16 protein-coding genes are annotated in these 17,007 nt (G+C 65.7%); 7 read left to right on the plus strand and 9 right to left on the minus strand.

Annotation, left to right across the window (positions count from 1 at the left end; translation table 11 throughout):
• Window positions 1-103 precede the first annotated feature (103 nt).
• Window positions 104-973, minus strand: coding sequence for a glycerophosphodiester phosphodiesterase family protein (locus U5709_RS05655; RefSeq protein WP_321971046.1), 870 nt, complete (start codon window positions 971-973; stop codon window positions 104-106).
• Window positions 974-1,113: 140 nt separating this feature from the next.
• Between U5709_RS05655 and U5709_RS05660 the strand changes: the two genes are divergently transcribed.
• Window positions 1,114-3,006, plus strand: coding sequence for a DUF3825 domain-containing protein (locus U5709_RS05660; RefSeq protein ID WP_321972975.1), 1,893 nt, complete (start codon window positions 1,114-1,116; stop codon window positions 3,004-3,006).
• A gap of 94 nt (window positions 3,007-3,100) precedes the next feature.
• On the opposite strand, the gene U5709_RS05665 is transcribed toward U5709_RS05660, so the two are convergent.
• The 7 genes from U5709_RS05665 to U5709_RS05695 all read right to left on the minus strand — a co-directional run bounded on the left by U5709_RS05665 (window position 3,101) and on the right by U5709_RS05695 (window position 9,010).
• Window positions 3,101-4,252 (minus strand): aminotransferase class V-fold PLP-dependent enzyme, encoded by a 1,152-nt coding sequence (locus U5709_RS05665; protein WP_321972976.1) that lies wholly within the window; start codon window positions 4,250-4,252, stop codon window positions 3,101-3,103.
• 99 nt (window positions 4,253-4,351) lie between these two features.
• Entirely contained in the window at window positions 4,352-4,606 is a 255-nt protein-coding gene (locus tag U5709_RS05670; RefSeq protein ID WP_321972977.1) for a DUF3343 domain-containing protein, read from the minus strand.
• Window positions 4,606-5,229: a sulfurtransferase-like selenium metabolism protein YedF gene (gene yedF, locus U5709_RS05675; protein ID WP_321972978.1), complete on the minus strand. Its 624-nt coding sequence runs from the start codon at window positions 5,227-5,229 to the stop codon at window positions 4,606-4,608. The genes U5709_RS05670 and yedF overlap by 1 nt, the downstream gene beginning before the upstream one ends.
• Window positions 5,230-5,280: 51 nt before the next feature.
• The gene (selD, locus tag U5709_RS05680; RefSeq protein WP_321972992.1) at window positions 5,281-6,324 is read right to left on the minus strand and encodes a selenide, water dikinase SelD; all 1,044 of its coding nucleotides are present in this window, start codon (window positions 6,322-6,324) and stop codon (window positions 5,281-5,283) included.
• 36 nt (window positions 6,325-6,360) lie between these two features.
• The gene (locus U5709_RS05685; protein WP_321971041.1) at window positions 6,361-7,131 is read right to left on the minus strand and encodes an acyl-CoA dehydratase activase; all 771 of its coding nucleotides are present in this window, start codon (window positions 7,129-7,131) and stop codon (window positions 6,361-6,363) included.
• A 9-nt stretch (window positions 7,132-7,140) separates the two neighbouring features.
• A complete protein-coding gene (locus tag U5709_RS05690; protein ID WP_321971040.1) occupies window positions 7,141-8,301 on the minus strand; it encodes a double-cubane-cluster-containing anaerobic reductase in 1,161 nt (386 codons plus the stop codon).
• A 382-nt stretch (window positions 8,302-8,683) separates the two neighbouring features.
• A complete protein-coding gene (locus U5709_RS05695) occupies window positions 8,684-9,010 on the minus strand; it encodes a helix-turn-helix domain-containing protein (protein ID WP_321971039.1) in 327 nt (108 codons plus the stop codon).
• Between the two features lie 479 nt (window positions 9,011-9,489).
• Between U5709_RS05695 and U5709_RS05700 the strand changes: the two genes are divergently transcribed.
• Window positions 9,490-10,014, plus strand: a complete 525-nt coding sequence (locus U5709_RS05700; protein ID WP_321971038.1) for a flavin reductase — start codon at window positions 9,490-9,492, stop codon at window positions 10,012-10,014.
• Between the two features lie 183 nt (window positions 10,015-10,197).
• Here U5709_RS05700 and U5709_RS05705 read toward each other — a convergent pair whose 3' ends face one another.
• Window positions 10,198-11,910: an ammonium transporter gene (locus tag U5709_RS05705; protein WP_321972979.1), complete on the minus strand. Its 1,713-nt coding sequence runs from the start codon at window positions 11,908-11,910 to the stop codon at window positions 10,198-10,200.
• A 352-nt stretch (window positions 11,911-12,262) separates the two neighbouring features.
• Between U5709_RS05705 and nhaA the strand changes: the two genes are divergently transcribed.
• The 5 genes from nhaA (at window position 12,263) to U5709_RS05730 (ending at window position 16,867) form a co-directional block, all read left to right on the plus strand.
• A complete protein-coding gene (gene nhaA / locus U5709_RS05710; protein WP_321972980.1) occupies window positions 12,263-13,627 on the plus strand; it encodes a Na+/H+ antiporter NhaA in 1,365 nt (454 codons plus the stop codon).
• A 188-nt stretch (window positions 13,628-13,815) separates the two neighbouring features.
• Window positions 13,816-14,169: a cupin domain-containing protein gene (locus tag U5709_RS05715; RefSeq protein WP_321971035.1), complete on the plus strand. Its 354-nt coding sequence runs from the start codon at window positions 13,816-13,818 to the stop codon at window positions 14,167-14,169.
• A 101-nt stretch (window positions 14,170-14,270) separates the two neighbouring features.
• Window positions 14,271-15,200 (plus strand): DUF1848 domain-containing protein, encoded by a 930-nt coding sequence (locus U5709_RS05720; RefSeq protein WP_321972981.1) that lies wholly within the window; start codon window positions 14,271-14,273, stop codon window positions 15,198-15,200.
• 46 nt (window positions 15,201-15,246) lie between these two features.
• Window positions 15,247-16,056 (plus strand): protein-ADP-ribose hydrolase, encoded by an 810-nt coding sequence (locus U5709_RS05725; RefSeq protein ID WP_321972982.1) that lies wholly within the window; start codon window positions 15,247-15,249, stop codon window positions 16,054-16,056.
• Window positions 16,004-16,867, plus strand: a complete 864-nt coding sequence (locus U5709_RS05730; RefSeq protein WP_321972983.1) for a Sir2 silent information regulator family NAD-dependent deacetylase — start codon at window positions 16,004-16,006, stop codon at window positions 16,865-16,867. Before U5709_RS05725 ends, U5709_RS05730 begins: the two co-directional genes overlap by 53 nt.
• The last annotated feature ends 140 nt before the right edge of the window (window positions 16,868-17,007 follow it).

Genomic DNA, 17,007 nt, shown 5'->3' on the forward strand with positions numbered 1-17,007 from the left:
TTTTGGGGCTCTTCTCTTGCCGCGGTTGCTGGATGCCGCGAGTTTGGGGCTTCACCAAGAGAGGCGGTTACTGGATGGCGCGTTTTTGGGACGCGGCGCGGCGTTATGCGGGCAAGAAGCCCTCGAAGATGGGCACCGCGCCCTCGGCCTCGCAGCGCGCGAGGTCCTCGGCGCTGCAGATCGTCCACTCGACGAGATGTGCGCCGAGCAGGCCGCACGAAATGCGCACGGGCGCGCCCTCGCGGTCGCAGAACCTATACGCCACGAAGTCCGGCCTCGTCGCCGCGTTGCCAAGAAGCACCGTCCCGCCGATACGCTGGTGGAAGGGCCGCCAGTCTTCCTCAAGGAAGTTCTGCGCGAGCTGCCCGCGCATGACCTCGGGGCGGTGGCGGCGCAGCCACACGAGCACGCGGGGGTCGAAGCTCTCGACGCAGTAACGCACGAGGTGGTTGTCGAGGCAGGCCATCGCCTTCTCGCAGAGCGCGGCCGCGTTTTTGCCGCGGGTCTTGAGCTCGACGATCACGGGAGCCGGCAGCTCCGTCTCGCCCGTCGGGTCGCACTCGTAGACCGCAAGGGCCTCATCGAAGGTCGGGATTTGCTCATCGGTGCCCGCAAGGCGGCATTCGCGCAGCTCGGCCATGGTCATCTCCTCGACCACGCCGGCATACCCGCACATGCGCTCGATCTCGGAGTCGTGGATTACGGCCAGCTCGCCGTCCGCCGTGAGGTGCACGTCCAGCTCGACGCCGAAGCCGTGGTCCCGGGCGCGCAGAAACGCCGCGACGGAATTCTCGGGCGCCCCCTCGCCGTGGAGGCCGCGGTGCGCGTAGCGATAGCGGGCGATCTCGCGCCACTGCTGATCGAGGACGGGGTTGCCGCGGCGCGGGGCCAATGCGGCGCAGGTGGCGGCACATGCCGCGGCGGCAGAACCCGCCACGATGGCCGCCGCTCCCAGAATCTTGCCAGCTTTCATAGCTCCCCCGAATCCATCCGAGCGTCAAGCAAAACACCTCTAAACAGTATGCCACTCGCGGCCCCGGCCCGGCCCGTGCTCCCGCCGAGCGTGATTGGGTAGTAAGGTAGATGTTCGAAACTTTGCAGAAAGGCCCCGACATGCCTCAAATAAAGCCCGGCCACCGACTCTATCTGTACCGACTCTTTGCCCGCGAGCTGGGCATCGGCAAGCAGACCGCCCTCGATCGCGCGGCAGACGTGCTCGCCGCCGACGGTCTCGCCCCCACCGACCTCGGCTTCGACGACGCGCGCTCGATGTTCGAGGCGCTCGACGAATGCGTCAAGCTCACCGTCTTCAAGAAGAACGCCGTCTTTGTGACCGTCGTGGCCAACGAGGCCTACGACCAGGCCCTCGCCCGCGCCGGCAAGTCCGACGGCAGCGAGAAGGCCGCAAACGGCAAGCCGTGGAAGCAGAAGCGCGGCGGCAAGAACATCAAACCCGTCCGCCCCAAGCACATCGAGCCGAAGGTCGAGCCGGCGCCGGAGCCGGAGCCTGCGGCTGAGTCGGGGCCTGTGCCGCAGCCGGAGCCTGTGCCCGCGCCGACGCCAGAGCCCGTGGCCGAGCCGACGCCGGAGCCCGTGGCTGAGCCGGAGCCGACGCCGGAGTCTGCGCCCGAGATCGAGCCGCAGCATGGACCCGAGGTCGACACAACCGAACCTCCCTCAACCCCAGCCGACGCGCCCCAATCACCAACAAACCCTGCCCCTAGCGCCTCCAGCGACGAGAGCGCTCCCGAGAGCGACGGTGACTTGCCCGACGCGACTCGCGAAGCGAGCGAGGAACAAAGCGACGAGCGCGGAGCGGAAGGGCAAAACGCCGACGCTCTCGGCAGCGCCCCCACGACGCCGGAGCCCTCCATCCACCTGACCATCACCTACGCCCCGGACCCCGTCGACGAACCGGGGCCGGAGCCTGAATCCACCGCCATCGCCACCCTCCCCGCGCGCGAGATCAAGCCGGCGCGCCCCGCGAATGACCTGCCGCAGGACTTCTACGCCGACGTCTACGTCTCCGACGAGCCCCTCTCGGCCCTCTACCAGGTGCTCCCCATCGACGTCGACCCCGTGGCCATGCTCGAGGAGGACTTCCGCATCGCCCGCTCCACGGGCATGCTCGAGGGGACCCGCAGCGAGGTGAGCTTCCCGTTGCGCTTCCGCCGCAAGGACGGCTCGGCCGCCACGGCCACGCTTCGCCGCCGCGCAAAGACCGTCGCCGGAAAGCGCTGGGCCCTCGCGCGCATCCACGCCGACTCCCCCGAAGAGGTCGGCATGGGCTCGCTTGAGCACAAAACGCCCGGCCCGTGGGCCGCGTTCGCAAACGAAGACCAGCTCAAGGGTACCGTGAGCCCCGAGGACGAGCTCGCGCAGTTCGCCGTCCTCGGCTCGTGGGACAAGTTGCTGGAGGAGCTCTCCGAGCTTGCCGCGCCCGAGGATTGGGGAGAGGACCGCAAGGTCCTGCGCGAGTACCTGGCCATGACCTTCCGCCGCGTGGCGCGCCAGGGAAAGCTCTCGATGGCCGACGACGGCTCCAGCGCGGCCTTCGACACGGGGCTTCTTACCAGCGGCTGCGAGACCATCGCGGCCATCCTCGAGCCGCACGACGGCGATATCCAGTGGGAGCTCACGTGCTTCTCGACGAACACGAAGGGGCAGCCCGCCACGTACCTGCCGCAGTTCGTGCAGCCCAAGGCGGGCGCCGGCAGCTCCGCCACCCTCGATGACCTGCGTCGCGGCGCGAGCGAGATCACGGGCTCGCTGCGCCGCGTCATGCAACAGGCCATCCGCAACCCGCGCCTCGCCACGCTTGCCTACGACGCCGTGAACGACCGCGTGGTCGGACTTTTGCCCGTCGATGGCAAGATTTGCGCCATTGTGGCCGATGAGAACGGAAAACCGCAGGTCATCGCCACACCGAGCGCGCGCGACGCCTACATCTGCGCCCGCGTGGTGAGCTGCGAGCAGCCCTCCTGGCTCACCGAGGCAGCCAAATAGCATAAGACAGAGGGCCCTTGGCGGACAGAAGAGACAGTCCCTTAGCGGACAAGCGGGGCAGTCCCTTTGATCGCTAAAGGGCTGCCCTTTCGTCTTATGCGGCAAGCTCGCGCACGGCGTCGATGGCCGCGTCGATCTCGGCCTCGGTGGTGAACCACGATGTCGAGAAACGAACAACGCCCTGCTCACGCGTGCCGAGCGCCTCATGCATAAGGGGCGCGCAGTGGGCCCCGGGGCGCGTCGCGATGCCCCAGCCCTGCATGAGCATGTCGGAGACCTCCGCCGAAGCGAGCCCCTCGATGTTCAGCGCGACGATGCCCGGACGGGAGGCTCCGGCGGGATGCGCGGGCCAATCGCCGTAGACCGTCACGCCCTCGATGCCGCGAACACCCTCGTAGAAGCGCCGAGCCAGCGACTCCTCGTGAGCGCCCATAGCCGTAACTCCCCCGTTTTCCTCAATAAACGCAAGCCCGGCGCAAAGCCCCGCGAACCCATGCCCGTTCAGCGTGCCGGCCTCCAGACGCGTGGGCCAACCCTCGGGCTGCATGGCGTCGAAGCTGTGAACGCCGGTACCGCCCACGTTCCACGGGCGCACGTCGATGCCCTCGGCCACGGCTAAGCCGCCCGTTCCCTGCGGGCCCATGAGCGCCTTGTGGCCGGTAAAGCACACGACGTCCAGGCCATGCGCGGCCATATCGATGGGCAGGACGCCGGCTATTTGCGACGCGTCCACGATGACGAGGGCGCCCGCCGCATGAGCGATTCTTGCCACGGCCGAGATGTCCACGGCGTTGCCCGTCACGTTCGAGGCGCCCGTGACCACGACGGCTCGCGTGCCGGGGGCAACAAGGCGCTCGAGCTCCGCCATGTCGAGGCGGCCCAATCCGTCGCAACCGGCATGCTCGACGATCACGCCCTTCTCGGCGGCCAGGCGGTTCAGCGGGCGCAGCACCGAGTTGTGCTCAAGAACCGTTGTGACGACGCGGTCGCCCTTCCCCACCAAGCCGTTAATGGCGCAGTTGAGGGCGGCCGTCGAGTTGGGGGCAAAGGCGACGTGGTCGGCCCGCGGGCAGCCGAGAAGCACCGCCGTGCGCTCGCGGCACTCGTGAACAACGCGCGCCGCCCCCATCGCGCCCGCGCCGGCCCCGCGCCCAGCGTTGCCGAGCGAGCCCATGGCCGCGACCACGGCGTCGATGACCTGCTGCGGCTTGCGCATCGTCGTCGCCGCGTTGTCCAAATAGATCACGTCGCCCTCCTTCACCGGACAACACCTCCGGACGGCACGTTCCACTACCATTTGGGGACAGTCCCCAAACCGCTGCGCTTTGGGGACAGACCTGCCGAGTTAGCGGACGAACTCGAGCATGTCGATGACGGAGAGGGCCTCGCAGGGCACGCCCGCCGCGGCGAGCGCCGCCTCGAGCACCCCGCGATCCTCGGGCGCCGCCTTCCACGCAAGCCCACAACCTGCGGAAATCTCGCCCGGTACGGGAATCATGCGCCCCGGCAGGTCCTCCTTGCCGCACAGCTCCTCGCACGCCATCGCCGCCGCCGTGGTCGGGAACGTGACCACGAGCGCCGGCTTGCGAACCCTGGGCACTACGGCCTCACGACGACCGAGGCGCCGATGAGCTTCTGCGCGATCACGTACATGTTCGTGACCTCGCCCACGGCGAGCTTCTCGCTGAGGCCGTAGTGGTCGAGGCAGGTACCGCAGGTCAGGATCTCGACGCCGGCGTCGGCCAGGTTCTTCAGGTCCTCGAGCGACGCGGACCCCTCGCAGGTCAGACGCGCGCCGCCGTTGTAGAAGAGCATCGTGGCCGGCAGCTCATCGAGCTGGGTCAGCGAGAAGATGAAGCCCTTGATCAGCTTGTGGCCGAGCTCGTCGTCACCCGTGCCCATGGCGTCGCTCGCCACCTGGATCACGACGTTCTTGGCGGCCGGCACGTAGCACTCGGCGGCCTCGGGCTCGCCGGCGGCCACCTCGACGGCGGCGGTGGCGGTGGTCACGACGTGCCACTCCTTCTCACCGGTCTGCTCAGAGGCGCTGGCGCAGCCCTTGGAGCCGGCCATGCGGGTCAGGTTCTCGACGGCGATCTTGTTGTCAACGATGGTCTCGACCTCACCGGGGCCGCCGAGGGTGCCCAGCGCCTTCAGGGTCTTGACGACGGGGATGGGGCACGCGTCGCCGCGGGCGTCGACCACGATCTTGTTCTCGGACATGGCAAGCTTCCTTTCTCGGAGCATTTGTTGGCAAGAATGAATAAACCGCAGCTACACGGTAACGCTGACGGAGCAGCCGCCGGCTTCGCGCTCTGCCGCCCGCCCGACGATCGCCGCCGGCTGGCCGAGCTCCCGCAGCCTGCCCACGTACGTCTCGGCGTCCACCTGCGGCAGCGCCACGAGCAGGCCACCCGACGTCTGAGGGTCGAAGAGCACGTCAGCGAGGTCGAGCGGCACGTCGCCGCCCATCTCGACGCGCGGGCCGAAGAAATCGCGGTTGCGATAGGCGCCCGCGGGGATAAGCCCCATCTGCGCCATCTCGCGCGCGCGGGCCATCACGGGCACTTCGGCGGCACGGATCTGAAGCGTCACGCCGCTCGCCTCGGCCATCTCGCAGCTGTGGCCCATGAGCGAGAAGCCTGTCACGTCGGTGGCCGCGTGGACATCGAGGCCGTCGAGCGCCTCCGCGCCGTACTTGTTCAGCGTGATCATCGAGTCGGTGGCCACCTTGACCCCGGCCTCGTCCAGGAGCTGGGCCTTATACGCCGTGGTCAGGATGCCCGTACCGAGCGCCTTGGTGAGCACGAGCGCGTCGCCCTCGCGCGCCCCGGCGTTGGCAAGCATGCGGTCGAGCGGCACGAACCCCGTGACGGCCAGGCCGAACTTGGGCTCGTGGTCGTTGATGGAGTGCCCGCCCGCCACGATGACGCCGGCCTCGCGGCACTTGTCGGCGCCGCCGGCCAGGATCTGCCCCGCGATCTCGATCCCTAGGCAGTTGGGGAAGCACAGCAGGTTCAGCGCGAGCGCAGGCCGCCCGCCCATCGCCCACACGTCGGAGAGCGCATTTGCGGCCGCTACCTGCCCAAACAGGAACGGGTCGTCCACCATCGGCGGGAAGAAGTCCGTCGTTCCGACGAGTCCCCGGCCGTCGCCGAGGTCGTACACGTAGGCGTCGTCGGAGGCGTCGAAGCCCACGAGCAGGCGCGGGTCGTCCACGCGCGGCAGGTCGGCGAGCACCTGCGAGAGATAGCCCGGCGCGAGCTTGGCCGCGCAGCCGGCTGCCTCCACGAGCTCGGTCAATTTGACGCCCGTCATGTCCATCTTGCGCTCCTCCAATCCATAAATGCGCAGCTACGCGAGCTGCAGGGCTTTCTCGGCCGCACCCAAGGCACCGGCAAAGCGCGCCTCGGAGCAGGTCGTCACACTCGACCCAAGCTTAACCCCGAGCCGCTCCACGAAATAGCCGTTCTCGCAAAGCCCGCCCGTGAGGAAGAACGGCTCGCCGGCGCCTTGGCCGGCCAGCGCCGCCACGCGCGAGACCACGCTCTCGATGATGCCATGGGCGATGTTCTCGCGCGTCTCTCCGCGCCCCACGAGGCTGATAACCTCGGACTCGGCGAAGACCGTGCACATGCTGGAGATGGTGACGCCCTCCCCTGCCGCGGCAAGGCGGGAGAGCTCTTCCTGCGAGACGCCGAGTTTATCGGCCATTACCTCCAAAAAGCGGCCGGTACCTGCGGCGCATTTGTCGTTCATGGCGAACTTGGCCACGCGGCCGGCTCGCAGCTGGATGACCTTGGTGTCCTGTCCGCCAACGTCGACCACGGTGCCCTCGGGGCCAAACAGCCGCGCCGCGCCCACGCCGTGGCAGGTGATCTCGGTCACGACCTTGTCGGCGTAGGGAACGGCCACGCGGCCGTAGCCCGTGGCAACAACGCGCACGTCATCGGCCGCGACGTCCACGCCGGCGGCAGCGACCGCCGCCCGCGCGCGCTCGGCCGCGTCCACGCTCGAGAACCCCGTGGGCATCACCTCGAGCGCCGCGACCTCGCCGCCCCCGCCCAGCACCGCGACCTTCGTCGCCGTCGACCCGATGTCTATGCCGATGCCGTAAGCAGGCACATTCCCCTCCTAAAGGGTCTCTATGAATGCCGCGATACGGGTATCGATCTGCCCCTGGTCGCCGGCGCTGTAGTCCGTCTCGACCTTCATGTACGGAATGCCCGCGCCCTCGACGGCCGCCTGCATCTTGGCGCTCTCCACGTTGAAGGTGTGGCACGCGGTGAGCACGCTCTCAACGACGCCGTCGACGTGATACTTCTCGCACATGGCCAGGGTGTTCTCCATGCGGCCCTCGTTGGGGGTCATGACGGAGCAGTTGATGCTCAGGTAGCGGTCGGCGATGGCACCCAGGATGTCGTCGGCGTCCTCGTCGATCATCATGCGCGCGGTGCGCTCGCCGGAGCAGTCGTCCATGCAGACCACGGTGCCGCCGTTGGCCTCGATGGTACGGCCGATCTTGTTGATGACGCCGCCCACGGGGCACCCGGTGATGAGGATGCGCCTGGCGTCGGCCGAGATGGGGCGCTCGCCCGCGTCATAGGCGGCCTTGCGCGCGGCAACGGTGTCCTCGATCTGCGTGGCGAAGCTGTCCACGTTGAAGTTGAACGTGCCCGCAAACATCGTGCTCATGAGCTCGACGCCGCCCATCGCCGGCGGCTGCTGAGCCTGCAGCTCGAACATGCTGAGCTGCGCCTCGCGCAGGCGGTTGCGACGACGCACGGCCGCGCGCAGGTCGTCGTCGGAAATGGTGATGCTGTAGAGCTCCTCGAGGCGCTCCTTGAGCAGGCGGCACTCCTCGCGCCAACCCTCGCGCTCGTAAGCGCGCTCGCGGCCCTGCGGCAGGTGCAGGATGTGCACCGGCTTCAGGTCGGCGAGCAGCTCGTACATCTTCTTCTTGCCGTCGCAGGTGGTCTCGCCGATGATCAGGTCCGAGAAGTACGTGAACGGGCACTTCTGCGAGTAGGCGAAGCCGTAGGTCGACTTGATGAGCGGGCAGAGGTTTGCCGGCAGGACCTTCTCGGCGTCAGGAATGACCTCGTCGGAGGTGCCGCACAGGCCCACGGCCGAGGCGCCCGCAGCGTCGATGATCTCCATGGGCGTGTAGCTGCACAGAACGCCGACGAGCCGGTTGCCCGCCTGTTTGAAATCCTTGACGCGGATAAACGACGCCTTTCGCTGCTCATTGAACTCCTCGAAGGTGCGCGGCAGCGTGTTCTCGAACTCGGCCATAGCGGCTCCTCTCCATTGTGGTCGCGCCTCCCCAGGCGCAAAACCAATTTCCATAGAGCCTAACAGCTGGTAAGCCGTTGTAGTTTGCGGAATACAACCCTTTCGGTTAAAGGATGCGCGTGTCCGCCGCCTGACGCACGGGCAAATGGCACTCGAGACGGGCCCAACCGCGGGTTGTCCCCACCTTATGCGGGCGGCGGCGCACAAACTTCGTCGAGTGTGCACCTTAATTCGGACTGCCGCCATACAAGCAGGATTTTGGCCGGGCGAAACTGGGAAAACGTGGCAAAAACTGGCTGTATACCGAGTGAATCCAAATTAAGGTGCACACTCGGCGAAGTTTGTGTTGCGAAGCCTCCAAACAGCCCTCGAACGCCGGCTCCTAGGCGCGCGTCGACTTGTAGAAGTTGCCCCAGTCCTCGAGCGACTTCATGATGGGGCGCATGGTCTCGCCCAGCTCGGACAGGGCGTACTCCACGCGCGGCGGCACCTCGGGGTAGACCGTGCGCGTGACCAGGCCGTCCGCCTCAAGCGAGCGCAGGCTGTCGGTCAGGACCTTCTGGCTGATGCCCTCAAGGTCACGGCGCAGCTCGTTGAAGCGCCAGGGGCGCATCATCAGGTTGCGCAGGATGAGCAGCTTCCACTTGCTGCCGATGAGCTGGACCGTAGTGGCCACGGGGCAGGCGGGCAGTTCTTCTTTGGTGAGCATGGGCAGCCCTTTCGCTTACGTCCTACATTGCAACAGAGTGTAGCACTCAGAATCGAATGCTTTGCAGGCAGATGTGGTCACCGAATGGTAACTAGGTAATAGATTAGTGTCTTCTTGGCTGGTGTTCATGCTTTCGATTGAATGGTGGACAAAGGGACAGTCCCTTTGTCCACCCGCAGACCGCAAGGAGGTCGAGCGCTCGAGCACATCGGCGCCTACACGCTCTATACGAACGCTGCTTTCACGGCCACAGCACCTATCGTGACCTGCATTTTATTCAACATCGGCTTCAACTTTAACGTTGAGCGCTCGAACCGCTCACCCGTGATGAGAAGGACGCCGGGTTTTCTGCCTTTATATCGCTTCACATGGTTGTGACGCTCGTCGTATTCTCTGTTTTGACTATTGTCGCCTAAGGGGCAAGTCTGACCTACGTAACAGCAGCAAGTCATTGCCCGCACGTTAAGAAAGGACCCCACTTGAGAGAGATCGATGTACGCAACTGTCCGCTGAACCCCCTGACGGCGTTCTCGGAGGACTGGATGGCGCTCGCCGCCGGCAACGAGGAGCTCGGCTACAACGCGATGACCGTTGCCTGGGGCCATCTCGGCTCCGTCTGGGGATGCGGGAGCCACACGAACCGCCTGCCCACGGCGACATGCTTCGTGCGCCCGAGCCGCCACACAAAGAAGTTCATGGACCGCGAGGAGTTCTTCACGCTCTCGCACTTCGGGCGCGAGGAGCGCGGGGCCCTCGGCTACCTCGGGAGCCATTCGGGCCGCGACGGAGATAAGGTAGCCGCGGCCGGCCTCACCCCGGTCTTCGAGGACGGCACCGTGTATTTTGCCGAGGCGGACGTCGTGCTCGTGTGCCGCAAGCTCTATGCGCAAGACCTCGTGGAGGAGGGCTTCGCGGACGCGGGCCTCGTCGAATACAACTATCCCGAGCGCGACTTCCACACGATGTATATCGGCGAGATCGTTCAGGTCCTGGTGCGCGATTAGGTCGAGTACTACGAGACGCGTCCCTGCCCGCGCCTCGTGCAGCAAATGGCGGACATTTTGGAGCGCTACATCGCCGAGAACCCGCCCGCGTAGGGGCGCCCGGCGCCCGCGAGCGCCACGAGAAGCCGCCCGGGATCGCTCCCGGGCGGTTATTCGTGACGTGATTGGGCCGAGTTCGAGTCGCTACTCGGCCTCGTCGGTCAGGGCGAGCAGGTCTTCCTCGCCAGTGCGAACCTTCACGACCTTCTCGACGCCGTAGACGAAGATCTTGCCGTCGCCGATGTGGCCCGTATACAGGACGCGCTTGATGACGTCGACGATCTTCTCGTACGGGATGTTGCCGACGACGATCTCCACCTTGACCTTGGGGAGCAGTCGCGCGTCGACCTCGACGCCGCGGTACTTCTCGCCGGCGCCCTTCTGCAGGCCGTAGCCGGTGACCTGCGAGACGGTCATGCCGGTGATGCCTGCCTTGTTGAGGGCCACCTTGAGCTCCTCGAGCTTGGAGGCCTTGCAGCACACGCTGATGTTGTGCATGCCGGCGGTAACTGACGCGGTAACCACGGGGACGGCGGCGTTGACCTTGGCCTCGGAGGCTCGGTCGATATTGTCCTCGCCCAGGTCGGTGCCCTCGTAGGGGTTCACGGCCTCCAGGTTGGCGTAGGTGGGGTCGGAGATGGCAAAGCCGGAGTAGGCGGTGGGCAGGCCGTGCTCGGCGAAATCCAGGCCGTCGATCTCGATCTCTTCGGGGACGCGCAGGCCGACGAGCTTGTCGATGACCTTGAAGACGATGAACATCGTCACCAGGACCCAGGCGGCAACGCTAAGAAGGCCGAGCGCCTGGATGCCGAGCTTCTCGACGCCGCCGCCGTAGAACAGGCCGCCGTCGGTGGCAAAAAGGCCCACGCACAGGGTGCCGAAGCAGCCGCAGACACCGTGGACGGAGATGGCGCCGACGGGATCGTCGATCTTGGCCACGTTGTCAAAGAACTCGACGGACAGGATCACCAGGACGCCGGCAATGGTGCCGGTGATGGCGGCGCCAAAGGGGTCCATGACGTCGCAGCCGGCAGTGATGGCAACGAGGCCGGCAAGGGAGGCGTTGAAGGTAAGGGACACGTCGGGCTTGCCGTAGCGGCACCAGGTGAAGATCATGGCCGCGAGGGTGGCCATGGCGGCCGCAAGGTTGGTGTTGAAAACCACCAGGCCGGCGTTGGCCATGGTGTCGTCGCCGGTCATGGAGACGGTGGAGCCGCCGTTGAAGCCAAACCAGCAGAACCACAGGATGAAGACGCCCAGGGCCATGGCGGTCATGTTGTGGCCGAGAATGGCGCGCGGCTTGCCGTCCTTGCCGTACTTGCCGATGCGCGGACCGAGAAGGGCGGCGCCCAGGCACGCGGTCACGCCGCCGACGAAGTGGACGGCCGTGGAGCCGGCAAAGTCATGGAAGCCCAGCTGGGAGAGCCAGCCGCCGCCCCAGATCCAGTGGCCGGAGATCGGGTAGACAACAAGGCTGATCATCGCGGAGTACAGCACGTAGGCCTTGAAGTTGGTGCGCTCGGCCATGGAGCCGGAGACGATCGTGGCCGCGGTGGCGCAAAAGACCGTCTGGAAGATGGCGTAGACCCAGGTGGGCAGGGTGCCGAAGTCGTAGCTGCCCTGGATGAACGGGTCAAAGCTGCCGATAAGGGCGCCCGTGCCGCCGAACATGATGCCAAAGCCCACGAGCCAGTAGCACGGGGTTCCGATGCAGAAGTCCATGAGGTTCTTCATCAGGATGTTGCCCGTGTTCTTGGCACGGGTGAGGCCGGCCTCGCACAGCGCGAAGCCCGCCTGCATGAAATACACGAGGAACGCCCCGACGAGCGTCCAGGTAACGTCAGCGGAGCTGAACATGTTGCCTCCTTTGGTGCGGCCTACAGTCCTTGGGCGCCGCCGGCGTCGCGCGTCGTCGGTCGGAACGCGAGAATGTCCGTTCGCGGTCAAAGCGGTCTCGCTCGCCCAAATCAACTTGACACACCCAAAAGACAACGACTGGTGCCGAAAATGTGCCGTAACGATAGTTAACGTGTCGTAACCAAGAGAAACAATCTGGCGGTGGGCGTGAAACCAGATAGTCTTATATCGACCTTCTCGCTGCGTTATCGCAGGAAAACGCCTATACCTACTTGGCAGACCATGATCATGATTGCCTGGAGGAATTATGAGCAACATGCCAGCTCTATCAAGTATTGTAGCAGTGCCCGCAGTGGCAAAGCGTTGTGCGCGCAGGCGCGGCCTTGCATGGATCTTTGAGAGCGGGACCATCGCGGCGGCCGTCATGGTGCTTGCCGCCGTGGTGGCCGTCGTGGTGGCAAACACCGACGCCTACTACCCCGTGCGCGAGTTTTTGGAGCAGCCCTTGGCCATTACGGTGGGCCCGTTTGTGGCCTCCATCACCATCGAGGCCTTCATCAACGACTTCCTGATGGCGATCTTCTTCCTCTCCGTGGGCATCGAGCTCAAGTTCGAGCTGACGGCGGGCGCGCTCACCAACCCGCGCCAGGCGCTGATGCCCATCCTTGCGGCCTGCGGCGGCGTAACGGCGCCGGCCCTGATCTACACGCTCTTCAACTGGGGCGGCGCCACGGGCGGCTGGGCCGTGCCCATCGCCACCGACATCGCCTTCGCGTTGGGCATCATGTCGCTTGCGGGAGACAAGGTCGCGCCCGCGGCCAGGGTATTCTTCTCGACGCTCGCCATCGCCGACGACCTTCTGGGCATCATCGTGATCGCCCTGTTCTACGGCCAGACGCCCTCCGTGCCGTGGCTCGTGGCGTCTGCCGCCTGCGTCGCCGTGCTGTGGGCGTTGAACCGCCTGCAGGTCTACCACGCGCGCTGGTACCTGCTGGTGGGCGTCGTGCTGTGGGCCTGCATGCTGAACTCCGGCGTCCACGCCACGCTGGCCGGCGTCATTCTCGCCTTCTTCCTGCCCGTCAAGAGCGACATCAAGCTCGGGAATGTCCAGGAGTGGCTCGCCGAGCGGAGCGGCGAGATGGACGACGCTTACGACCCAGAGATGCACATCCTGGGCCAGCACGGCCTCACCAAGACGGCGCGGCGCGTGGAGAACATCATGCACCGCGTGACCCCGCCGCTGCAGCGCGTGGAGGGCGCCATCTCCGTGCCGGTTAACTTCTTGATCCTGCCGCTGTTCGCCTTCGCCAACGCTCAGCTGCGCGTCGTTGGGGTGGACCCGCTGAGCATCATTGGCGATCCGGTGGCCCAGGGCGTCTTCTTCGGCCTGGTGCTGGGAAAGCCGCTGGGCATCCTTGCCGTGACGGCCACGCTGGTGGGCGTGGGCTTCTCGCCGCTTCCCGAGGGCTCCACGTGGGGGCAGATGCTCTGCGTGGGCGTCCTTGGCGGCGTGGGCTTCACCATGTGCATCCTGATCTCGGGCCTCTCGTTTGAGTACGGCACCGAGCAGCTGGCAGCCAAGTGCGCCATTCTCGCGGCCAGCGTGACCGCAAGCCTTCTAGGCCTGGTCCTTCTCAACGTGGTACACGCCGTGGAGAGAAGGCGCAGCGAGAAGGGCGAGCGCATGGGCGAGAAGGGCGAGCGCGCCGCTGCCTAGGGATGCGCATTGCAACAGACTGTAGCACTCAAAATCGAATGCCTTGCAGGCAGAGGTGGTCACCAAAAGGTAACTAGGTAATAGATTAGTGCCTTCTTGGCACCCACGAGCTGCCGCGATTCAATAGGTTGTGGACAAAGGGACAGTCCCTTTGTCCACGCGTAAACACAAAGAGGAGAGGAATCACCATGGCAAACTACACAAAGACCAACGAGGGCAACGAGGGCCGCGTCGAGCTGCACGAGGCGCTCGGCCTCACCGGCGCCGAGATCAGCATCAACAAGCTCCCCGCCGGCGCGGGCGTTCCCTTCGTCCACGCCCACAAGAACAACGAGGAGATCTACGGCATCCTCGAGGGCGCCGGCTTCGCCACGATCGACGGCGAGAAGGTCGAGCTTGTCGCCGGCGACTGGCTGCGCGTCTCCCCCGCCGCCAAGCGCCAGTTCAGCGCCGCCGCCGACTCCGGCATCACCTTCGTCTGCATCCAGGTCAAGGCCGGCTCGCTCGACGCCTTTACCGCCGACGACGCCATCATGTGCTAAACGGCTCAAAATAAGACAGGGGGAAGTCCCCTCGTCCTATGTAATAAGACGAGGGGACTGCCTTTTGTCCATTTGGCCAGCGCGAAGCGAGAGGAGCCGGGGTGATTCTGAACACGGGTTGCCGGACGGACATTCCGGCGTACTTCAGCGAGTGGTTCTGCCGCCGCGTCGCCGAGGGTTATGTGATGGCAAGAAACCCGTATCGCCCGGAGCTCGTCACCCGTTACGTGCTGGACCCGCAGGTAGTCGACGTGATCTGCTTTTGCACGAAGAACCCGGCGCCCATGCTGCCCCGCCTCGGCGAGTTTGATGCCTTCCGGCAGTTCTGGTTCGTGACTTGCACGTCCTACGGAGCGGAAATCGAGCCGAATGTGCCGGACAAAGCCGCCGTGTTGGCATCAATCCGGCAACTTTCCGGCATCGTTGGGCCGCGCCGTGTCGGGTGGCGCTACGACCCCGTGTTTCTGTCCGAGCGCTACACCGCCGAACACCACCTGCGCGCCTTCGAGCGGATGGCGGCGGAGCTCGGCGGGCGCGTGGCGTTCTGTGTCGTGAGCTTTATCGACCTCTACGAGAAGACGCGTCGCAACTTCCCCGAGGCTCGGGCCGTCAGACCCGCTGAGCAGCGATTTCTTGCCACCGAGTTCGCCCGGATTGGGGCTGCGCACGGCATTCGGATCCGCCTTTGCTGCGAGGACGCCTCGCTTGCCGAGTGCGGCGTCGACGTAAACGGCTGCATGACCCGCGAGGTTCTCGAGCAAGCCTGCGACATCCGACTCGACATCCCGTGCTCCAAGCGCTCGCCGCGCGCGATGTGCGACTGCCTGCTCGGCGCGGACGTGGGCACCTACAACACGTGCCCCCACGGCTGCGCGTACTGCTACGCCAACTACGACCAGCGCGTCGTTGCCCGCAACCTGCGGCTGCACGACCCCGCATCGCCGCTGCTCATCGGGCACATTCAGCCAGGCGACATCGTTCGCGACGCGCATCAGGAGAGCTACCTCGCACACCAGCTTCCGCTGTTTTGAGGAGTGGACAAAGGGACTGTCCCTTTGTCCACTGCAAGGAGAAGAGATGAGGCAATCAGAGAGGCGACAGCTGCTCATCCGCGAGTTGTTGGGTGAGCGGCCGGAGTATCGCGGGGCCGTCGTGCCCTCGGGCGCAGACGACCAGCGGCTGCTGCTCCGCGCGCTGATGAACATGCGAGAGGCCACGCCCGCAAGCGCTGAGTTTCTCGCCGTGCAGGACACCTACCTGCGAGAAGAGACCGCAGGGCACGGCATCACGGACGTGGAGGACCTTACGCCGATCGCCGCAGCCGGGCCCGCGGGCGGCCAGCTCTACCTCTGGCAGGGCGACATCACGACGCTGCGCGCGGACGCCATCGTGAACGCCGCCAACAGCGGGATGTGCGGCTGCTTTGTGCCCAACCACCGCTGCATCGACAACGCCATCCACACCTTCGCGGGCATCCAGCTGCGCCAGGCGTGCGCGGAGGTCATGGCAAAGCAGGGCCACCCCGAGCCCACGGGCCGGGCAAAGATAACCCCGGGGTTCAACCTGCCGGCGGCCCACGTCATCCACACGGTGGGCCCCATCGTGCGCGGTAACGTGACGCCACGCGACCGCGAGCTTCTTGCCAGCTGCTACCGCTCGTGCTTGGAACTGGCCGCAGCGCATGGTCTGACCAGCATCGCGTTCTGTTGCATCTCTACAGGCGAGTTCTGCTTCCCCAACCGCGAGGCCGCGCGGATTGCCGTCGCGTCCGTACAAGAGTTTATGCAAACCCCGACCAGCGTGAAGAAGGTGGTCTTCAATGTTTTCAAGGATCTTGACCGCGAAATCTACGCCGAGCTCCTCGGAGGCGCAAACCTCGATCGATAGGCTCCTCAAGGCCCTGGACACCACCGAGGTCGTGGTCGTAGGGGCGGGCTCCGGCCTTTCCACGTCGGCCGGCTTCACCTACGACGGCCAGCGCTTTGAGGCCAACTTCGCCGACTTCATCGCCCGCTACCACTTTGCCGACATGTACTCCGGCGGCTTCTACCCCTTTGCCACCCTCGAGGAGCACTGGGCCTACTGGAGCCGCTACATCAACATCAATCGTTACATAGACGCGCCCAAGCCCGTATACGATGACCTGCTGCGAATTGTTGGCAAGAAGGACTACTTTGTCCTGACCACCAACGTCGACCACTGCTTCCAGAAGGCCGGCTTCGACAAGAAGCGCCTCTTCTATACGCAGGGTGACTACGGCCTGTTCCAGTGCAGCCGCCCCTGTTGCAACAAGACTTGGGGCAACTCCCGTGCCATTCGCCAAATGGTCGAGCAGCAGCAGGGCATGCGCATCCCCACGGCGCTTCTGCCCACCTGCCCCAACTGCGGGGCGCCTGCGACCACCAACCTGCGCGCGGACGATACCTTCGTGGAGGACGAGGGCTGGCACCAGGCGGCCGAGCGCTACAGCAACTTCCTGCGGACTCGTGCCGGACTTCGCACCGTCTACCTGGAGCTGGGCGTGGGCTACAACACGCCGGGCATCATCAAGTACCCGTTCTGGCAGATGACGGCCAAAAACCCCAAGGCCACCTACGCCTGCATCAACGCAGGCGAGGCCCTGGCACCGCGCGAAATCGAGCCCCAGTCCATCTGCATAAACGCCGACATCGGCGAGGTCCTGGCCGCGCTCAGGTAACACCGGCGTCGCCCCGCCGCAACCCGCCGGCGCCGCAACCCGCCGCGCCCCCGCTCTGTATCCAGCGTGTCTCAAGTGCGCTAACACTCGCCGCGCGCCTCTCGCCTCGTGGTAAAGTGCCACCCAACTGGCAAAACGCA

The sequence above is a fragment of the Paratractidigestivibacter sp. genome (assembly GCF_963660155.1).
Taxonomy (GTDB): Bacteria; Actinomycetota; Coriobacteriia; order Coriobacteriales; family Atopobiaceae; genus Paratractidigestivibacter.

What these genes read in the sequence shown, in the direction of transcription:
- U5709_RS05655 (WP_321971046.1), bottom strand. Translation starts at nt 973, where the DNA reads ATGAAAGCTGGCAAGATTCTGGGAGCGGCGGCCATCGTGGCGGGTTCT.
- U5709_RS05660 (WP_321972975.1), top strand. Translation starts at nt 1,114, where the DNA reads ATGCCTCAAATAAAGCCCGGCCACCGACTCTATCTGTACCGACTCTTT.
- yedF (WP_321972978.1), bottom strand. Translation starts at nt 5,229, where the DNA reads ATGTCCGAGAACAAGATCGTGGTCGACGCCCGCGGCGACGCGTGCCCC.
- selD (WP_321972992.1), bottom strand. Translation starts at nt 6,324, where the DNA reads ATGACGGGCGTCAAATTGACCGAGCTCGTGGAGGCAGCCGGCTGCGCG.
- U5709_RS05690 (WP_321971040.1), bottom strand. Translation starts at nt 8,301, where the DNA reads ATGGCCGAGTTCGAGAACACGCTGCCGCGCACCTTCGAGGAGTTCAAT.
- U5709_RS05695 (WP_321971039.1), bottom strand. Translation starts at nt 9,010, where the DNA reads ATGCTCACCAAAGAAGAACTGCCCGCCTGCCCCGTGGCCACTACGGTC.
- U5709_RS05705 (WP_321972979.1), bottom strand. Translation starts at nt 11,910, where the DNA reads ATGTTCAGCTCCGCTGACGTTACCTGGACGCTCGTCGGGGCGTTCCTC.
- U5709_RS05715 (WP_321971035.1), top strand. Translation starts at nt 13,816, where the DNA reads ATGGCAAACTACACAAAGACCAACGAGGGCAACGAGGGCCGCGTCGAG.
- U5709_RS05725 (WP_321972982.1), top strand. Translation starts at nt 15,247, where the DNA reads ATGAGGCAATCAGAGAGGCGACAGCTGCTCATCCGCGAGTTGTTGGGT.